Source organism: Pseudoduganella danionis, assembly GCF_009720775.1.
Lineage (GTDB): Bacteria > Pseudomonadota > Gammaproteobacteria > Burkholderiales > Burkholderiaceae_D > Rugamonas > Rugamonas danionis.
In genome coordinates this window covers 483,137-501,273 of the sequence record NZ_WNKW01000003.1, presented here as the reverse complement: position 1 = coordinate 501,273, position 18,137 = coordinate 483,137, and the positions used below count along the sequence as shown (strand labels likewise).

Annotated in this window: 15 protein-coding genes; 7 read left to right on the top strand and 8 right to left on the bottom strand. The window is 61.9% G+C overall.

Annotation, left to right across the window (positions count from 1 at the left end):
• Nucleotides 1-20: 20 nt before the first annotated feature.
• Entirely contained in the window at nucleotides 21-3,059 is a 3,039-nt protein-coding gene (locus tag GM655_RS13850; RefSeq protein ID WP_155435234.1) for a CHASE domain-containing hybrid sensor histidine kinase/response regulator family protein, read from the bottom strand.
• Nucleotides 3,060-3,069: 10 nt separating this feature from the next.
• Nucleotides 3,070-3,696: a glutathione S-transferase family protein gene (locus tag GM655_RS13845; protein ID WP_155435233.1), complete on the bottom strand. Its 627-nt coding sequence runs from the start codon at nucleotides 3,694-3,696 to the stop codon at nucleotides 3,070-3,072.
• A 252-nt stretch (nucleotides 3,697-3,948) separates the two neighbouring features.
• Here GM655_RS13845 and GM655_RS13840 point away from each other — a divergent pair, with 252 nt between their 5' ends.
• Together GM655_RS13840 and GM655_RS13835 are read left to right on the top strand one after the other, a co-directional pair.
• Complete coding sequence (locus GM655_RS13840; protein ID WP_155435232.1) at nucleotides 3,949-6,609, top strand: M1 family metallopeptidase; 2,661 nt, start codon at nucleotides 3,949-3,951, stop codon at nucleotides 6,607-6,609.
• 491 nt (nucleotides 6,610-7,100) lie between these two features.
• Nucleotides 7,101-7,766, top strand: coding sequence for a YceI family protein (locus tag GM655_RS13835; RefSeq protein WP_229632565.1), 666 nt, complete (start codon nucleotides 7,101-7,103; stop codon nucleotides 7,764-7,766).
• A 146-nt stretch (nucleotides 7,767-7,912) separates the two neighbouring features.
• Here GM655_RS13835 and GM655_RS13830 read toward each other — a convergent pair whose 3' ends face one another.
• The gene (locus tag GM655_RS13830) at nucleotides 7,913-8,542 is read right to left on the bottom strand and encodes a LysE family translocator (protein ID WP_155435230.1); all 630 of its coding nucleotides are present in this window, start codon (nucleotides 8,540-8,542) and stop codon (nucleotides 7,913-7,915) included.
• A gap of 153 nt (nucleotides 8,543-8,695) precedes the next feature.
• Between GM655_RS13830 and GM655_RS13825 the strand changes: the two genes are divergently transcribed.
• The 3 genes from GM655_RS13825 (at nucleotide 8,696) to GM655_RS13815 (ending at nucleotide 13,332) form a co-directional block, all read left to right on the top strand.
• A complete protein-coding gene (locus tag GM655_RS13825; RefSeq protein WP_229632564.1) occupies nucleotides 8,696-11,650 on the top strand; it encodes a hybrid sensor histidine kinase/response regulator in 2,955 nt (984 codons plus the stop codon).
• A gap of 75 nt (nucleotides 11,651-11,725) precedes the next feature.
• On the top strand, nucleotides 11,726-12,361 hold the full coding sequence (locus GM655_RS13820; protein ID WP_155435229.1) for a phosphohydrolase: 636 nt from the start codon (nucleotides 11,726-11,728) through the stop codon (nucleotides 12,359-12,361).
• A 371-nt stretch (nucleotides 12,362-12,732) separates the two neighbouring features.
• Nucleotides 12,733-13,332, top strand: a complete 600-nt coding sequence (locus GM655_RS13815; RefSeq protein ID WP_229632563.1) for a hypothetical protein — start codon at nucleotides 12,733-12,735, stop codon at nucleotides 13,330-13,332.
• Nucleotides 13,333-13,587: 255 nt separating this feature from the next.
• On the opposite strand, the gene GM655_RS13810 is transcribed toward GM655_RS13815, so the two are convergent.
• The gene (locus tag GM655_RS13810) at nucleotides 13,588-13,800 is read right to left on the bottom strand and encodes a hypothetical protein (protein WP_155435228.1); all 213 of its coding nucleotides are present in this window, start codon (nucleotides 13,798-13,800) and stop codon (nucleotides 13,588-13,590) included.
• Nucleotides 13,801-13,973: 173 nt separating this feature from the next.
• On the opposite strand from GM655_RS13810, the gene GM655_RS13805 reads away from it, so the two are divergent.
• Together GM655_RS13805 and GM655_RS13800 are read left to right on the top strand one after the other, a co-directional pair.
• The gene (locus GM655_RS13805; protein WP_155435227.1) at nucleotides 13,974-14,552 is read left to right on the top strand and encodes a chromate transporter; all 579 of its coding nucleotides are present in this window, start codon (nucleotides 13,974-13,976) and stop codon (nucleotides 14,550-14,552) included.
• The gene (locus tag GM655_RS13800; protein ID WP_155435226.1) at nucleotides 14,549-15,136 is read left to right on the top strand and encodes a chromate transporter; all 588 of its coding nucleotides are present in this window, start codon (nucleotides 14,549-14,551) and stop codon (nucleotides 15,134-15,136) included. Before GM655_RS13805 ends, GM655_RS13800 begins: the two co-directional genes overlap by 4 nt.
• Here GM655_RS13800 and GM655_RS13795 read toward each other — a convergent pair whose 3' ends face one another.
• From GM655_RS13795 to GM655_RS13780, 4 genes are all read right to left on the bottom strand, one after another.
• The gene (locus GM655_RS13795) at nucleotides 15,137-15,703 is read right to left on the bottom strand and encodes a YceI family protein (RefSeq protein WP_155435225.1); all 567 of its coding nucleotides are present in this window, start codon (nucleotides 15,701-15,703) and stop codon (nucleotides 15,137-15,139) included.
• A 147-nt stretch (nucleotides 15,704-15,850) separates the two neighbouring features.
• Entirely contained in the window at nucleotides 15,851-17,017 is a 1,167-nt protein-coding gene (locus GM655_RS13790) for a DUF418 domain-containing protein (protein WP_155435224.1), read from the bottom strand.
• Nucleotides 17,014-17,547 carry a GNAT family N-acetyltransferase gene (locus tag GM655_RS13785; protein WP_308807412.1) on the bottom strand — a complete coding sequence of 178 codons (534 nt, stop codon included), beginning with the start codon at nucleotides 17,545-17,547 and terminating at the stop codon, nucleotides 17,014-17,016. Before GM655_RS13785 ends, GM655_RS13790 begins: the two co-directional genes overlap by 4 nt.
• Nucleotides 17,548-18,036, bottom strand: a complete 489-nt coding sequence (locus GM655_RS13780; protein ID WP_155435372.1) for an MgtC/SapB family protein — start codon at nucleotides 18,034-18,036, stop codon at nucleotides 17,548-17,550.
• Nucleotides 18,037-18,137: the final 101 nt, after the last annotated feature.

The window sequence follows — 18,137 nt, the reverse complement described above, 5'->3', positions numbered from 1 at the left end:
AAGGAGCTCGTATTATCGCTCTAGCTCTCCGAGTAGGCCAGCAGTTCCTGCGTCATCAGTGCTTCCAGCTGGGCCAGCATGGCATGCAGTTGCTGCACCAGCTGTCTGGCTAGCGCCGGATCGCTATCGTAACGCTGCTGTTCCAGCGCCAGACACAGCGCGCCGAAGCGCATCGCGCCCACGGCCCGTGCCGAAGACTTGATGCGGTGCCCCAGCTCGGCCAGCTGGACGCTGTCGTGGCGGACCAGCGCGGCATCGAGTTCGCGCAGGCCATCACGCGCCGCGTCGAGGAACAGCAGGGCAAATTTATGCATCTTGTCGGCCCGGTGGCCGAAGGTCTGGGCCAGCACGGCCAGATCGAACATGGGCTGGGCCAGTACATCCTCCCCCACCACCGGCTGCTGCGGCAGCGCATAGTAGGATGGCGAGGCCGGCGTGCGCGTCTGCCCCCTGACCGGACGCTGGCGCATCCAGCGCGCCAGCATATTGAACAGCAGCGTGGGCGCTACCGGCTTGGCAATGAATTCATCCATGCCGGCCGCCAGACAGCGCTCCTGATCGACGATGCCGGCATTGGCCGTCATGGCGATGATCAAGGTGCCCGCCAGCTTGGGATGTGCGCGGATCAAGCGGGTGGCTTCATAGCCATCCATGACGGGCATCTGCACATCCATCAGTACGCAGTCGAAACCTTCCTTGAGCAGCAGGTCGATGGCTTCCTTGCCGTTGTTGGCCACGCACACGGTGGCGCCGGCATCTTCCAGCAATTCGCGCCCTACCTGCTGGCTGAAGACATTGTCCTCCACCAGCAAGATGGAACTGCCACGTATGCTGTCCAGTACTTCCGCCTGCACCTGGTCGTCGCTATGCTGCAGCAGGCTGCTGGCACAGGCCAGCCGCGCCGTGAACCAGAAGGTGCTACCAGCACCGGCGCGGCTTTCCACCCCGACCGTACCGCCCATCAGTTCGGCCAACTGCTTGCTGATTACCAGACCCAGCCCCGTGCCGCCATAGCGCCGCGTGGTGGACGTATCGGCCTGATGGAAGGACTGGAACAACTGCTCGAGCTGCTCCGGCGTCATCCCTATGCCCTGGTCGGACACTTCGAAGCGCACTTCCAGCCCCTCTTCGCAACGGCCCTTCAGGCTGGCGCGGATCTGCACCGTGCCGTGCTCGGAGAATTTGATGGCGTTGCTGGTGAAGTTGAGCAGCACCTGCTCCAGCCGCAGCGGGTCGCCGCGCAACTGCGGCGGCATGCCTTCGGCCACGACGATTTCCAGCGTCAGCCCGCGTGCAGCAGCGCCCTCGCCCAGCTGGCTGACGATGTTATCGAGCAGTGCATCGAGCGCGAAGTCCAGCACTTCCAGCTCCATCTTGCCAGCTTCGATCTTGGAGAAATCGAGAATGTCGTTGATGATGCCCAGCAGATGGCGGCCCGAATGGAAGATCTTTTCCAGATAGTCGCGCTGCTTGGGGTCATTCACGGATTTCAGCGCGAGATGGGACATGCCGATAATACTGTTCATCGGCGTGCGGATTTCGTGGCTCATATTCGACAGGAATTCGCTCTTGGCCTGATTGGCCGTATCGGCTTTTTCCTTCAGCTCGTGCAGTTCCGTCACGTCGGTCGACAGGCCGATTACCGCCGTCACACTACGGTCTATCACCACCGGCGCCTTGATGGTCCAGCGGTAGTGGGCACCGCCATCGGCATCGACCTGGCGCACTTCGCCCGAGCGGGTATGGCGGTCAGCAAACACCTGCTGCTCCTGCTCCCAGGCCTCGTCGGCCACGCTGGCCGGCATCAGATCGCGATCAGCCTTGCCTATCATCTGGTCGGCCGTCATGCCCATGGCTTCGGCCATGCGTGCATTCACATAAATGAAGTGGCGCTTGATATCCTTCATGTAGACGTGGGCATCGACATTGTCGAGCACCGTATCGAGCAGCAAACGCTGCTTGATAGCGCGGCGGCGCGAGGAATACAGTACCAGCACATAGCTATATAGCAGCACGCTGCCGGAAAAACCGGTGGCGCCGGCCACCCATGGCAGGGCGCGGTCGAACGGCGTCAAAAGCTGGTCCTTGCGCACGAAGAACTGGGCCTTCCACAGGCTGCCGTGAAAATCGATGGGCAGCACGGCAACGAAATACTCTTCCCGTGCCGTCATCAGCTCGCGCCGCGGCTGCAGCGAGCCGTCGTCATTGAAAAGCACATGGTCGGCTGCTTCCAGCTCGAGCCGGCGCTGCTCGACATCGCGGCTGGCATCGGCATACAGCACCAGATGTAGCTGGCGCACCGCCATTTCATCGATAGCGCCTTGCAGCAGGCGCGGCACGCTGAAGCCCACCCCCACCGAGCCCATATAGGCTGCGCGGCGCTGAGCCACATCGTCCAGCGGCAGGCCAGGGCGGTAGACCGGCAGCCGTATGCCCATGCCGATATGCGGCAGCGGGTGGTGCACCATCACGGGCTGGCCCGAAGCCATTACCTGCCCGCTATCGCGCGCGGCCATCACCACCCGCGCCACGGCCGGATCGGCGGTCACATCGACGCCCAGTTTTTCCCGCAAAATCAGGGCCGGCTCCAGATAGGTCAGCGGCATGTATTCAGGCCGCCGGCCGGCCGGGCGAATATCGAAAGCGGGATAGCCACCTCCATCGAGGCTGGTATCGGCCCGCACGCTGGCGACGAACGCTGCGCGCTGCTCGTCGCGCACCAGTGGCGCCCAGTTCAGCGTTTCGATCGCGGGAAAGTGGCGCGCGATGTCGAGGCTGACCACATACTGGTGGAACTGCAGCCGGCTGATCTGCGGCCCGGTCTGGAACAACGCCACCAGCCCGCGCGTGATGTCGGAATACGATTTGATGCGGGCAGCAATGCCGTACTGGGTGTTGCGCGCCAGATTATCGAAGCGCAGCGCCGCGTTGGCGTCCACCGTGCTGGCGGCCGAGCCATACAGGCCTGCGCCTATCAGGCTGGCCAGCACAGCGCCGCCGAGCCAGATCAGCGCACGCTGGCTCGGTGCTGCAGTTCGGGCCTTGGCGTCCCTGAACATGAGCAGCGGTTTAATATGCGGCCTGCGCGCTAGGGCGGGCCGCGATACGGTCGCGCCATGCCTGCAGATGGGGCATGGCCTCGTCACCGGGGCGGAATTTGAGCAGGCCGCGGCCGAATTCCAGCGCGCAGAACGCGGTGATATCGGCGATCGTGTAACGCTGACCGGCAATATACGGTTGCTGCGCGAGTTGCTGGTCCAGCCAGCGCGCCGTCACGCGCATGCGCTCGCCCTGAGCGGCGCCGAACTCGGGAAACTGTGGCTGTTCCAGTGGCGCCAGGGCCGGATGGGTATGGCGCGCGCAGTCGGCGATGCCCTGCAGCAGATACAGTTCCACGCGGCGGTCGGCCATTTCGATAAACGCTCGTTCATCATAACCCTCGCCCATCAGATTCGGCTCCGGCACGCGGCCTTCCAGCCAGCTGCAAATGGCGCGGGTTTCCGTCAGTATGCGGCCATCATCGAGTTCCAGTGCCGGCACCCGTCCGAACGGATTTTTCTGCAGATAGGCGGCGCTGCGCTGCTCACCCTGCAGCAGATCGAAGGACAGCAACTCCACGTCCATGATGCCTTTTTCAGCCAGGAACATGGCCACCCGGCGCGGGTTCGGGGCGCGCGGTGCGGAATACAGTTTCATCTAACACTCCCTAGATTCGGATTACGGCAAGACCGCTACAGCAACGGCCAAAAACTAGCAAAAAACTAGTCATTCGGGCGGCATGTCGCGTAGCGCATGATACGCCGGATTAGGCTGGCGATGTCGTTCTACGTGTACAGACTAGCCAGAAAATATTGACATTATGACCAGAGCCACTTAGATTGCCCCTTGGCTCACGAAGCCATCCGGACCATTCGTCAGCTCACCGGCTCACTCTCTACAAGGATCCCCATGCAACGCACACTGATTTCGCTAGCCGTCATGCTGGCGCTGGCCAGCACCCTGCCCGCCAGCGCGCAGGCCGCAGCGGCCAAACCGGCGGCCAGCGCGCCTACCCAGATCACCACCCAGTTGCCCCGCAACGCCGTGCCCAGCCACTACGCCGTTTCGCTGGTGCCCGATGCAGCCCAGCGCAGCTTCAGCGCCAGTGTCACCATCGCGCTCGATGTGGTGCAGGCCAGCGACAGCCTGACCCTGCATGCGGCCGATCTGAGCTTCCGCAGCGCTGCCATCAGCGCCGGCCCCGGCCAGACTGTGCTGGCGGCAGACGATATCAGTATCGATGCCAAAAAACAGACCGTCACCCTGCACTTCCCGCGCACGCTAGCCAAGGGCGGCTACCAGCTCAAGCTCGATTACGACGGCAAGATCAGCACCCAGGCCAGCGGCCTGTTCTCGCTCGATTATGAAAACGGCGGCGCGAAAAAACGCGCGCTCTACACCCAGTTCGAGAACTCCGATGCACGCGCGATGATTCCATCGTGGGATGAACCAGCCTACAAAGCCACCTTCGCGCTGGAAGCCACCATCCCGGCCGGCCAGATGGCCGTGTCGAATATGCCGGTAAGTAGTACCAGCACGCTGGCCGACGGCCGCCAGTTGGTGCGCTTTGCCACCTCGCCGAAAATGTCCACCTATCTGCTGTTCTTCGCCATGGGCGAATTCGACCGCGCCAGCAAAGTCGTCGATGGCACGGAGCTGGGCATCATTACCCAGAAAGGCATGGTCTCCCAGGGCCAGTTCGCGCTCGATTCCTCGGTCGCCGTGCTGAAGGAATACAACGATTACTTCGGCGTCAAATATCCGCTGCCCAAACTCGACAACATCGGCGCGCCGGGCCGCAGCCAGTCCTTCAGCGCGATGGAAAACTGGGGCGCCATCTTCACCTTCGAAAATGCCATCCTGCTCGACCCGCGCATCGCCACCCAGGATGACCAGCAGACCTCGTTCCTGGTGGCCGCGCACGAAATGGCACACCAGTGGTTCGGCGATCTGGTCACCATGGCATGGTGGGATGACCTGTGGCTCAACGAAGGCTTTGCCTCGTGGATGGAATCGCGCACCACCCATCGCCTGCATCCGGAATGGCAATGGCCGCTACGTGCAGTCGATACGCGCGAACAGGCCATGGGTCAGGATGCGCTGGCTACCACCCACCCGGTGGTCCAGAAGATCGACACGGTAGAACAGGCCAGCCAGGCCTTCGATAGCATCACCTACCAGAAAGGCGAAGCGGTCATCCGCATGCTGGAGGACTACGTGGGTGAGCAGGCCTGGCGTAGCGGCGTGCGCAACTACATGGCCAAGCACAAATACGGCAACACCGTTTCCGACGATCTGTGGCGCGCGGTCGAACAGGCGGCCCACAAGCCAGTGACGGCCATCGCCCATGACTTTACCCTGCAACCGGGCGTACCCATGATCCGCGTGGCCGCAGCCAGCTGCAGCAAGGGCCAGACCCGCGTCACGCTGACGCAGGACGAATTCAGCAAGGATCAGCCGAATAAGAAAGCACTGCGCTGGCGCGTGCCCGTGATCGCCCAGACGGTAGGCGGCGCGCCCGTGCGCACGCTGGTCAGCAACGGCAAGGCCAGCGTCACGCTGCCCGGTTGTGGCGCCGTACTGGTGAATGCCGGCCAGACCGGTTACTACCGCACGCTGTATGCGCCGCAGGCCTTCGCCAGCCTGGCCAACCAGTTCCGCCAACTGCCCACCATCGACCAACTGGGCCTGCTCGGCGATAGCCGCGCGCTCGGCATGGCCGGCCAGATGCCGGCCAGTAGCGCGCTCGATCTGGCCAGCAATGCAGCTGTCGACGCCGCGCCGCAAGTCTGGAACAGCATCGCCGGCGTTCTGCTCAACCTGCACGGTCTGTACGAAGGCAAGCCAGACCAGCAGGCCGCGCTGGACCGCTACGGCCGCCAGCGACTGACGCCCGTGCTGGCCCACATCGGCTGGCAAGCCCGTGCCGGCGAAAGTACGGCCGTCGCCAATCTGCGTGAAACGCTGGTGGTGGCGCTGGGCGCGATGGGCGATGACAGCGTGACGGCCGAAGCACGCCGCCGCTTTGCCGCCGTGGGCCATGATGCGCGCGCCCTGCCGCCTGAACTGCGCCGCCCTATTCTGGGCGTACTGGCCGAAAACGCTGATGCCGCAACCTGGGAGCAGTTGCACAAGGCTGCGCAGCAGGAGCCGACGCCGATGATCAAGGCTGAGCTGTATGGCCTGCTCGGCATGGCCAAAGATGCGCAACTGGCCCAGCGCGCGCTGGAACTGGCGCTGGCCGATGAAGGCGGCGTGACGACCAGCGCGGCCATCGTCGGCCACGTGGCGGGCAACCATCCCGACATGGCTTACGACTACAGCATCGCCCACTATGCCGAGTTCGAGAAAAAGGTCGACGCCAGTGCGCGCAGCCGCTATTTCGCCCGTCTGGGCGGCCGTTCGTCCGATCCGGCCATGATAGACAAGTTGCGTGCCTATGCCGGCAAATATCTGGCTCCGCAGGCACAGGGTGACACCAATATGGCCATCGCTGCGATCCAGTACCGCATCAAGGTCAGAACCACGCGCCTGCCCGATATTGACGCCTGGCTGGCCAAACACCCGTAAGCGCGCCGCAAAACGGCAAAAAAAAACCAGCGTCATCGCGTGATGATGCTGGTTGTAAAACGCTCGAAGGCGTGGGGATGTTTCGGGTCTGGCGGCTAGCGTGCCGCCTGGACAGTAACTGTGCCGGGCTTGCGGGTCCGGCAACCGGGCGCGGGGCTCAGGCCGCGCGCTACAGGTGTTACTTTGCCAGCGATCCGGCCACCTAGGCTTAGGGGATGATTAAGGTAGATGAATTTTTCCGGCTGAGCCGCCGTCGAGGATGGTGCCGGTGTTTCAGGCCACCGGCCAGCCTGCCGAGTCACGCGCTGTGAGTTCCCGCACCGGCTTGGGTGCGGCGACCAGCTGGCGCATGCTGGAACCAGCGAAAACTATCATAATCAAGCTTTGTTACGCTGCCGTGACGCCCATCAACGATGAAAATAAATCCAGTTTCCGCCAATTTTCGACGCCGCTCCGGCGCACTGCTGTGCGCCCTCGCCTGCAGTCTGGCATTGAACGCCTGCAGTCCCGTTGCGCCTGCCCCAGCCACCTCCGCCGATCGGCCTGACGGCGCCAACAGCGCCAGCAGCGTAGCGGCCAGCCACACACCCGTGCCGGATACGCCGACCACCACCGCCGAACTGCCGGTCCTGAACATCGACGACCAACATTCGCAGATCACCATCATCGTGCGGCGCGGTGGGCTGCTGGCCCGGCTAGGCCATGACCACCTGATACTGGTGCGTCAGCTCAGCGGCAGTGTCGACCAGCACAACAACCGCGCCACCCTGCAATTCCGTCTCGACGAGATGCAGGTCGATCCACCCGAACTGCGGCTGGCGGCCGGCCTGAGCCCCCAGCCTTCAGCCGACGCCATCGCCGGTACCCGCCACAACATGCTGCAGCGTACGCTGGACGCCCAGCGCTATCCGCTCGTGCTGGTGCAGGCCGAACGCCATGCGGATGGCCACAGCCTGCAACTGGCGCTGACCCTGCATGGTGTCACACGCAGCCTGCGCGTGCCTGCCAACATCCACAGCGACGGACGCAGCCTGTCGGCCGAGGGCAGCTTTACCATCCTGCAGAGCGATTACGGCATCACCCCGTTTGCCGTCATGGGTGGCGCACTGGCCGTGCAGGACCAGCTGGAACTGCATTACCGGCTGCAGGCACACTAGGCGCTAGCGCCCCTGCAAAAAGTGTGCGACAAAAAAAAGGCCCGTGGATGAGCACGGGCCGAGGAAAATTTCAAATCGGGAGAGACTTGAAAGAGCAGAGACAGTATCGCTGCTCAACGTGACAGGGTGATGACAGCCGGGCAGAATTATCGGCTAACTAGCAGTTTCAGGCCCAGCCCCACAAAAATCGCCCCGGCCACGCGGTCCATCCACATGCCGGCGCCCGGGTGGCGGTTGATCCAGCTGCCCACGCTGCCGGAAAAATAGCCTAACAGTCCGAAGATCAGCACGCCTTGCAAAGTAAACAGCACGCCCAGCTGGGCCGTCTGCCAGCTCACGTCGCCGCGCTCGGCCAGCACGAACTGGGGCAGGAAGGACAGGAAAAACAGCACCACCTTGGGATTGATGGCATTCGCAAACAGGCCTTTGGCAAATAGCTGACCCAGACTTTCTTGTGGCAGGCCGCTGCCTTCCACCCGTGCGCCGCCGCGGCTACGCAAAGCACCTATGCCCAGCCAGATCAGATAAGCACCACCGAGCAACTTGAGCGCACCGAAGGCCAGCGGCGAGGCCTTGATCAAGGCGCTCACGCCGAGCGTGGCCAGCAGCGTGTGGCTGAGGCAACCCAGCGCACAGCCCAGCCCGAACACCATACCCTGGCGGCGGCCGCGCGACATACCCACGCTGAGCACCATCAGGTTATCCGGTCCCGGCGACACGGTGATCAGCATGGCCGCCCCTAGAAATCCGATCAACTGTTCTGGCGTAATGAGCATAGTGGCTTTCCCGCAGCAAAAACCACCATCTTACCTGCCCGAATGCGACAGTGACAACGTGCCAAAGATCAATTTTTACTTTCTGGCACTAAGTTCTCATATAAAATGCTCTCTCCTTGCCAACCCGACCGCCGTCGCTATCCCGCCCCCCTTATGAGCTTTGCGCGCCGCCAATTGCCGCCACCGAGCACCGGCCAGACTTGCGTGCCTACGCAGCTGCGGCGCTGGCTGGCGCACGGCGGATACGGGCTGCTCCGGCTGCTGGCTGTGTTGCTGTGGGCAGCCCTGCAGCTGGCCCCGGCGCAGGCGCAGAGCCCCAGCCCCGTCGTCGGCCTGAACGGCAGCAGCGTCGATCTGCTCCAGCATGCCCACCTGTACAGCGACGAAGGCCAGCCTTTCCCGGTCGATGCCGCCAGCCTGCCCCAGTTTGTCAGCCAGCTCAAACCGGCCAGCAAGGTCGACCTGCTGGGCGGCCACTACTGGCTGGTGGCGGAACTGCGCAACGACAGCCAGCAGGCGGCCTGGGTCATCGATCCCAACGACACGCTAATTGATCTGGTCGATATCCAGCTATACGGCCCCGATGGCAGCGTACGCCAGATGCTGACCGGCTATCGTCAGCCCCACGCCTATCTGCTGCACTATGGCCGTGACATGGATCTGCTGCCCGGCCAGCGCTACCAGATCCTGATCCGCTTCTCCAGCCCCTACTATGCGCGCACGCCCGTGATGTCGGTGCTGCCGCGCGCCCAGTACCAGCAGCTGGTGGCCTCGGAAAACGTGCTGATCATCGGTTCGCTCGGTGCACTGCTGGCGCTGACGGTGTTCAACTTCTTCATCTATTCCATCACGCGCGACCGCTCCTCGCTGTACTACTCGCTGTATGTGCTGTGCTATGCGCTAGCCTGGGGCATGACTTTCCACGTCTCGGCCGACCTGTTCGACTGGCACAATCTGCACTGGCATTATGTCCCGTTCTTCCTGCTGCCCGTACTCAGCACGCTGTTCTACACCAGCTTCCTGCGCCTGCAGGACTATGCGCCACGGCTGTACCGCTATAGCCGCATCAACCTGATCCTGCCGCTGCTGACGCTGCCTAGCTGCTTCTTTGCGCTCAGCTATGCCCACACCATCGCCACCATCGTGATCAGCATCTGGATGACGCTGGCCCTGATCAGCGGCATCGTGGTGTGGCGCCGCGGCTATTATCCGGCCCGCTTCTTCGTGCTGGGCTTTGTGGCGCTGATGGTGCCGGGCTTGCTCATCCTGCCCGCCAACCTGGGCCTGATTCCGGCCATGGTCAGCAATGCCCAGCTCTTCACGCTGCTGGGTGGCACGCTGGACGGCGTACTGCTGGCGTTTGCGCTGGCCGACCAGATCCGCCTGCTGCGCAACACGCTGGAGCAGCGCGTGCAGGAGCGCACGGCCCAGCTCAGCGTGGCCAAGGAACATGCGGAAGTGGTGAGCCGCCACCGCATCGACTTCCTGTCGGCCATGAGCCACGACATCCGCACGCCGCTGGCCGGCGTGATCGGCATGATCAAATTCGCCATGCGCGATCAGGCCGTGCAGGGCCGCACCGAAGAATATCTGCGCATCGGCCTGCAGAACAGCGAATCGCTGCTGGCCATCCTCAACGATATTCTGGACTTTTCCAAAATCGACGCAGGCCGGCTTACTATCGAATCCGTCGATTTCGATTTGAACGAACTGATCGACGATGCGGTGGGCATCTTACAGACCCAGGCTGATGCCAAGAGCCTGCTGCTGCGCACCAATCTGGCACTGGACTTGCCGCGCTACGTGCGCGGCGACCCTACCCGTTTGCGCCAGATTCTGCTCAACCTGCTGGGCAATGCCATCAAATTCACCGATCGCGGCGAAGTCAGCCTGCGGGTTTCGACCATCCTCACGCTCGCAGGCCAGCACAGCATCAGCTTCGATGTCAGCGATACGGGCCCCGGCATTCCGGCCGCCGCCCTGCCGCGCCTGTTCCAGAAATTCGAGCAGGCCGACCAGTCCACCACGCGCCGTTACGGCGGTACGGGGCTGGGTCTGGCCATCTGCAAGGAGCTGGTCGAACTGATGGGCGGTTCGATAGCCGTCCAGAGCCAGCTCGGCGTGGGCTCTACCTTTAGCTTTACGCTGGCCATGGCAGCAGGCAACGCGCCGCAGGCCGATACCTCGCGTCTGCCGCGCAGCGAACGGCATAGCTACCGTCTGCGCATCCTGTGCGCCGAAGACGTGCGCACCAACCAGATCATCGTCAGCACCTTGCTGGAAAACATGGGCCACGAGGTGCGCATGGTGGAAAACGGCCTGCAAGCCCTGCATGCGCTGAGCAACAGCCAGTACGATCTGGTGCTGATGGATGGCCGCATGCCGATGATGGATGGCGAGCAGGCCGCGCGCCTGATCCGCAGCGGCGGTAGCGACGATTACCGCGTGCTCGATGCGAGCGTGCCCATCATCGCCCTCACCGCCAATGCCAGCGAGCACGACCGCCAGCGCTATCTGGCGGTGGGCATGGATGGTTTCCTCAGCAAGCCGGTCGACGAGCACCTGCTGTACGACCAGATCGAACAGATCATCGCGCGCCACCTGAGCTGTGGCAAGCCGCTGGCGCTGGGCCAGCACAGCTATCGTGCCATGCACAGCGCGGAAGCGCTCGATGCCCAATTTGACGTGGCACCCGCCGCACGGCGCGCTTCGGCCCAGATTATCAGCGCCGCGCAACAGGCGGCCAGCCAGACTGGCGGCAGCAGCGCGGCTCTCCATATCCAGCCCCTGTCCGGCATGTCGTCCAGCCATATGCAGCGCATCACGCTGGCCTTTCTGGAAGAAGCGCCACGCCGGCTGGAAGCGGCACGCGGCGCGCTGGCAGCGGAAAATCCGGCCATGGCGGCCGCCGCCATCCACGCACTCAAAGGCAGTGCCAGTTATCTGAGCGACAACCACCTGCACACGCTGTGTGCCCACATGGAAGAGGCCGCCATGCGCGGCGACCTGGCCGCCACGCTGGCCTTGCTGCCGGAAGTCACGGCGGCGCTGCAGCAGGCTTGCGCCGCGCTGGGCGGTGCCGGCCTGGCGGCAGAAAAGGAAATTTAACTTTATCGGCGTACAAGGCTAAGATGCAGGCACGGGCGACTATTTGCCCCATACCCTGCAGCACAAGGACACATCATGGCCAGTACCGAACCACGCGCCTGGGTGCGCATGCCCTCCGCCCGCCGCCTCGACCTGCTAGACCCCACGCCGTTCGACTGGGATGACAGCGATCTGGCACTGGGGCTGGCGCGCACCTACCGCTGGGGTGGCCATTCAGCGTGGACGCGCCCGTTGTCGGTAGCCCAGCATTCGCTCAGCGTCATGCATCTGCGCGCGGCCGACAGTCTGGCCCGCGGCAAGGCGCTGGCGCCACTGGAAGCGCTGCGTGAACTGCTGCACGACGCGGAAGAAGGCCTGCTCGGGTTCGACTGCATTTCGCCGCTCAAGCCGTTTCTGGGGGCAGGCTTCAAAGCGCTGAGCCAGCGGCTGGAACAGGCCGTGTTTCTGCGCTACGGCCTGCCGCGCTGGAACCAGCGTGACTATGCCGCCCACAAGCGGGCCGACCATCTGGCCGCTGCCAGCGAAGCGGTCCATGTGGTGGGCTGGTCGGCCGCCGAAGTGCGGCGCACGCTGCAGATCCGCGCGCAGCCACTGACTACGGACCCGCTGGTTGCCATCTATGGCGGCCAGGCCTGGGAACCATGGGAAGCAACGCTGGCATGCGAACGTTTTCTAGCCCAGTTGGAACAGCTCAAAACCCGCACGGGCTGACAATCAACCTTATTTTTACGCGCTAAACTGGTGCACCGTAAGCACTTTTCACAGATATCCACACCAACTGTGGATAAGCTTGTGAATAAGCCCCACTTGACAGCCGAGAACGCCTGTAACGGCGCCCGTTAGAACAAATTGCCCATTCTTCGAGCAATTTTTTCACCTAATAAAATCAAGCACTTAGCACAGGCCTTGGCAGCCGACGGGGGCCGCCTTGGGCGCCTGAAAAATATTTTTTTGCGGCGCCAGTATAATGCGCGAGACAGTGGCTTTTCCAAACACGCGAAATCTTTGACAAACCTTGCAGCAAGGAATAGTGTGAGCCATACAACCGCTATTCTTTCTTCGACTCACCGTGGAATTGATGCATGAATCACAACGACGAAGACACTGACTGGATCATAGAAGACGAAGCGGAATCGGGCACAGAGACCGCTCTGGCCAGCAAACCCGAGGCCCCGGCCGGCCCGGCACCGTGGCGCATCCTCATCGTCGACGACGATGTGGACGTGCATGTGGTGACGAAATTCTCGCTCAGCAATGTCTGCTTCCAGGGTCGCCGCCTGAGCTTTTTGCACGCCTATAGCGGCGATGAAGCGCTGGCCGTACTGGCCGACAATCCCGATATTGCGCTGGTGCTACTCGACGTTATCATGGAGACCAGCGATGCCGGCCTGACCGTAGCGCGCCAGATCCGCGAAACCCTGCACAACCAGTTGGTCCGCATCGTGCTGCGCACGGGCCAGCCCGGTCAGGCACTCGAACACAGCATCATCCTCGATTACGATATCAACGACTTCTGGTGCAAGACCGACCTCACCACGCGCAAGCTGTTCACTACCGTGATCGCCTCGTTGCGGGCGTATGAAGGGCTGCAACAAGCCCATCAGCAGACCCTGCAACTACGTGCAGAACTCGAGTTGGCACGCCAACTACTGGCCGCATCGAAACAGCCTTCGAGCGCTTGATTATTACTTAAGTCTCACTTAAGTATCGGATTGTTAAAGCACTTTTGCCGATATCCACAGAGGCTGTGGATATCTATGTGGAAAAGCCCCTCTTGACAGCCCACAAAGCCTGTAACCATGCGGTTTTCAACAAACTGCCCATGAATCAGGCAAAAATAATTTCCTTAATAATCAATGACTTAAAATCTCACTGATTGTCACGCGAATTTATTTGAAAAAAAATTCTTGCTAACATGCTTTGTGTATAAGTAAACATCAAAAACCTGCTAGCTGCTGCAGTTTGCGGCGCAATTCCGGCTCCAGCAGCACCCGCTCTATCACTTCGGCGGGGATGTTATGGGACTTCATGTACTCGATCGCGCACATGGTGTTGAAATTGCTCTGGACTAATATGCCGCGGTCGACGGCAGCACTGACAAGAGCATTACGGCGGGGTTTGAGCAAATGGGTAGTGGCTGTCTGATTCATGGTTGTCCTGATACCTGTTAAAGGAAGAAAAACTGCATGATCGCAAACCGATGCTACGAGATTATTAACCAGTCACGACAAAAGTCAATATCAGGCTCCCATCGCCGGCAAATATAGTTTTCATGCGTGGAAACCGACATAGACACAGGGCAAGAGCGGCGCGATAATGCCTCATGACCCGCACGCCCGACCACCCGCAACCCGCCTCCCTGCTCGATCTCTTCGTTTCCTTCACTCTGCTGGCCTTGCAAGGCTTTGGCGGCGTACTGGCCGTGGTGCAGCGCGAACTGGTCGAACGCAAGCGCTGGCTCACTAAAGAAGAATTCATTGAAGAGTGGGCGGTCGCGCAAATCATGCCCGGCCCCAATGTGGTCAATCTGGCGCTGATGATAGGTGGGCGCTATTTCGGCCTGCGCGGCGCTCTCACAGCGCTGGCCGGCATGCTGGCCGTGCCGCTGATGGTAGTGCTGGCGCTGGCCGTGCTGCACGCCCAATTTGCCGATGTGGCCGCCGTCACCGGTGCGCTGCGCGGCATGGCTGCCGTTTCTGCCGGCATGATCGCGGCTACCGGCCTCAAGCTGGCCGCTTCGCTGCGCAAACATCCGCTGCGCTGGTGGATTTCCGCCCTGCTGGCCGTGTTCTGCGTGATTTTCGTGGTGCTGTTGCACCTGCCACTGGCCTACACCCTGCTCAGTCTGGGCAGCATAGGCGTGGCCTGTACCTACCGCACACTGAAACGGGAGCAGCCATGACAGAAGCCCCCTTGCAACTGGCCCTCACGCTGGGCGACTGGCTCAATCTGTTTGGCCACTATCTGCTGCTATCGCTAATGTCGATAGGCGGGGCCATCTCCACCACCTCGGAAATGCACCGTTTTCTGGTGGAAGAACACCACTGGCTGACGCAAGCCCAGTTCAACGATGCGATTGCGATTGCGCAGGCGGCACCGGGACCGAATGTGCTGTTTGTGGCGCTGATGGGCTGGAAAGTGGGATTGAATACGGGCAGCTATCTGGCCGCGTTTGCCGGCGTGGGCGTGACCATGCTGGGCATATTGATACCGTCCACGACCCTCACCTATCTGGCAGCGCGCTGGGGCCATGAAAACCGCGAACTGCTGGGCGTGCGCGCCTTCAAACAAGGCATGGCGCCGGTTGTGGTGGGGCTAATGGTTTCGGTGGGGATCATCCTCGGCAGTGCGCATCGCGACTGGCAGCAGGACTGGAAACTGTGGTCCCTATCGATACTGGCGGGACTGCTGATCTGGCGCACCCGCATCCATTTGCTATGGCTGCTGGCTGCAGGTGCGCTGCTGGGCGGATTACAGCTAGTGTAATCAGTCCTTGATGGCTTCGACGGCGAACGTCAGCGTCACATCGTCACCCACGTAAGGTGCGTATTTACCGGCATTGAATTCGGTACGCTTGATGATGGCAGTGGCATTGGCGCCGCAAGCCAGTTTCTTCATCATCGGGTGATCCATGCACTGCAGATGGGTCACGGTCAGCGTCACTGGCTTGGTCACGCCCTTGATGGTCAGGTTGCCATCGATGCTGGCCAGCGTATCACCATTGAAGTTGAACTTGGTCGACTTGTAGGTAATGGTCGGGTATTTGGCCGTATCGAGGAAGTCTTCACCCTGGATGTGGCCATCGAACAGTTTCGAACCGGTATCGACCGACTTGGCATCGATCACGGCTTCTACCGAACCGGATTTGCCAGCGCGATCCAGCACGATTTTGGCGCTGGTGTTATTGAAACGGCTTTGCTGGGTCGAATAGCCGAAGTGGCTGTATTCGAAACGGGCAAAAGTGTGGTTGGCATCGGAAGAGAAGTTTTCCGGTGCGGCGGCAGCGGACAGCGAAACACCAGCAGCGATCAGCAGAGCAAGGATTTTTTTCATGTGAGACTCCGGTAAGAGATACGATTAGTCAGAACTCGACCGGACAGGAAAGCTGGCCGGTGAATATCTTCGAGTGCTAGCGATTATGCTTGCGAGTTTCCCACTTGTAAAACGCAAAATTTACCGTTTTACTATCGAAAAAATCGATTACATCTCCCGTTTCATCGGCTGACGGCGGCCATACATCAGCGTACGCCAGCACCATTCGATAGGTCCGAAACGGTAATGGCGCAGCCAGATCTGGCTCAACAGCAGCTGCACGGCGTACACGCCCACGCCCAGCACAAACACGGGCACCGGCGCCAGCTTGCCGAACTGTCCGAGGCCGTAGCCGAAAAAGATCGCACCGAAGATCAGCGATTGCAGAATATAGTGGGTGAACGCCATGCGGCCCAGCGCCGCAAACGGCAGCAGGCAGCGGCGCACGGGCGCCGATTCTAACGCGACGATCAGCAGCGCCGCACATGCCAGCGCCAGACAGACGGGTGCCAGACTGGCCAGCAGCCCGGCCTCGCCGGCAGCGGTCAGGATCACGCCTGCCGCGCCCAGCAAGCATCCTCCCAGCAGCAGCCTGCCACGCCGGGCCGCCGCATCAGCAAACAGTCCGCTACGCCACGCCAGCATGCCCAGCACGAACAGCGCCAGCGTGCGCGGGAAAATATACACATGCAGCGGCAGCAGCGCCGGCAGCTCGCTCCAGCCGAACTGCACGACCTGCCACCAGTTGCTTGCAGCATAGACGGCATTGGCGCGTCCGATATGCTGCGCCAGCCATTGCTCATCGGGCCAGCCCAGCGGCAAGGGCAACCCCGGCAGAATAAGATAGATGACCAGCAGCGCCAGCGCCGTCCATGCCAGCACGCTGCGACGCGCGCCCAGCAGCGGCAGCACCAGCAGGCCAGCCAGCGCGTACTCCGTCAGGATGTCGCCATTCCAGATCAGCAGCAAATGGATCAGCCCCAGTAACAGCAGGATCAGCAGGCGGCGCGTCAGCCAGTAATAGGCCCGCCCCGTGGGCGCCAGCCGCTCGAACTGCATCGCCAGCCCGACGCCGAACAGCAAGGAAAACAGCGCAAAGGCCTTGAGCTCGAGCGCCTCGTGCACAAAGCCCAGCACTGCGCGCTGCAGCAGCTGCGCTTCGGCCGGCTGCGGCAGGAACTGCTGGAAGATGGAGACGCGGAATTCCGTGATCAGGTTCACCATCAGCACGCCGAACAGCGCGAGCCCGCGCAGGATATCGATCGAAGCCAGCCGGGTCTGACTGGCCGCAGCCGTCAAGCCCTGTGCAGGCACAGACGATTCAAAACAGTTCATCGAGCAGCAGATAGATCTTCCGCTTGGCGCGGGCCAGCATGGCCAGCCGGTGCAGGCAGATAGAAATGCACATCGCCGCCCTCCTCGCGCGCCTTGCACCAGCCCTGCGCCGCATAAAAACGCTCGGCTCTGGTGCCGCCGCCGGTACTCAAGATTAGCTGCGCGTGGCCCTGCTCGAACAGCCAGTCCGTGGCCAGCCGGAGCAGATGCCCGCCCAGTCCATTGCCTTCATGCCCGGGCAGGACAAACAGGGCCCAGATCGAAGCATCCGTCTTGTCCGCGTAAGCAAAGCCCACGACCTCGCCGGCCAGCTCTGCTACCCAGCCACGTCCCAGCGCGGCCAGATAATCGTGATACATCTGGTAGGTAATGCGGTCCGGCCGGGACAGCACATTCTCCCGCACCGACAGACGTATCTGCGTCATGGCCGGAATGTCGTCTACCACGGCCTGACGGAACAATGGCCCGCCCGCCGTTCCCGCAATCCCATTACAGCCGCTACAATTTATCGCACCGAGATGTTCAGACATTCAGTCCTCGTGGCGGGTCAGCTCGTCGCGCTCGTTGTCGGTCTTGCGCATCCAGCGGTTATGCAGATGCCGTTCCAGCGGATGGCCCAATATAAACAAGGCCAGCACCAGCACCAGCGCCATGGCGGCGATACGCCAGCCGCCCATGCCGCAAACTATGCCTATGCAGGCTGTGACCCAGATCGATGCGGCCGTGGTCAGGCCGCGCACCTTGGAAGAATTCCGGTCCAGCACAATCACGCCCGCACCGAGAAAGCCTATGCCCGTAATCACGCCCTGTACGGCGCGGCTCAGCGCTTCGCGGCTGTAGCTGCCGGGCGCCGTGACGAACTCCATGCTGGCCATGGTCACCAGCGCCGCGCCCAGCGCCACCAGTCCCAGCGTCTTCATGCCCGTCTGCTTGCCGTGCAGGTTGCGATCCAGTCCTATGATGCCGCCAAAAATCAGCGCTATCACCAGCCGCGCCAGCACGTCCCAGTAATCTATCATGTCCGCCATGTTGTGCCATACCGTGTATTCCGAATGGCTGCATTCTACTCTTCGGGCCAGCGCCGATGCAAAAACGGCAAATCGCGTAAAATGCCCGCTTA

Excerpts from the sequence above, each read along its gene's own strand:
- GM655_RS13815 (WP_229632563.1), top strand. The coding sequence starts at position 12,733 with ATGAATCACAACGACGAAGACACTGACTGGATCATAGAAGACGAAGCG.
- GM655_RS13840 (WP_155435232.1), top strand. The coding sequence starts at position 3,949 with ATGCAACGCACACTGATTTCGCTAGCCGTCATGCTGGCGCTGGCCAGC.
- GM655_RS13790 (WP_155435224.1), bottom strand. The coding sequence starts at position 17,017 with ATGAACTGTTTTGAATCGTCTGTGCCTGCACAGGGCTTGACGGCTGCG.
- GM655_RS13850 (WP_155435234.1), bottom strand. The coding sequence starts at position 3,059 with ATGTTCAGGGACGCCAAGGCCCGAACTGCAGCACCGAGCCAGCGTGCG.
- GM655_RS13825 (WP_229632564.1), top strand. The coding sequence starts at position 8,696 with ATGAGCTTTGCGCGCCGCCAATTGCCGCCACCGAGCACCGGCCAGACT.
- GM655_RS13830 (WP_155435230.1), bottom strand. The coding sequence starts at position 8,542 with ATGCTCATTACGCCAGAACAGTTGATCGGATTTCTAGGGGCGGCCATG.
- GM655_RS13805 (WP_155435227.1), top strand. The coding sequence starts at position 13,974 with ATGACCCGCACGCCCGACCACCCGCAACCCGCCTCCCTGCTCGATCTC.
- GM655_RS13795 (WP_155435225.1), bottom strand. The coding sequence starts at position 15,703 with ATGAAAAAAATCCTTGCTCTGCTGATCGCTGCTGGTGTTTCGCTGTCC.
- GM655_RS13785 (WP_308807412.1), bottom strand. The coding sequence starts at position 17,547 with ATGTCTGAACATCTCGGTGCGATAAATTGTAGCGGCTGTAATGGGATT.
- GM655_RS13800 (WP_155435226.1), top strand. The coding sequence starts at position 14,549 with ATGACAGAAGCCCCCTTGCAACTGGCCCTCACGCTGGGCGACTGGCTC.
- GM655_RS13810 (WP_155435228.1), bottom strand. The coding sequence starts at position 13,800 with ATGAATCAGACAGCCACTACCCATTTGCTCAAACCCCGCCGTAATGCT.
- GM655_RS13820 (WP_155435229.1), top strand. The coding sequence starts at position 11,726 with ATGGCCAGTACCGAACCACGCGCCTGGGTGCGCATGCCCTCCGCCCGC.
- GM655_RS13845 (WP_155435233.1), bottom strand. The coding sequence starts at position 3,696 with ATGAAACTGTATTCCGCACCGCGCGCCCCGAACCCGCGCCGGGTGGCC.
- GM655_RS13780 (WP_155435372.1), bottom strand. The coding sequence starts at position 18,036 with ATGATAGATTACTGGGACGTGCTGGCGCGGCTGGTGATAGCGCTGATT.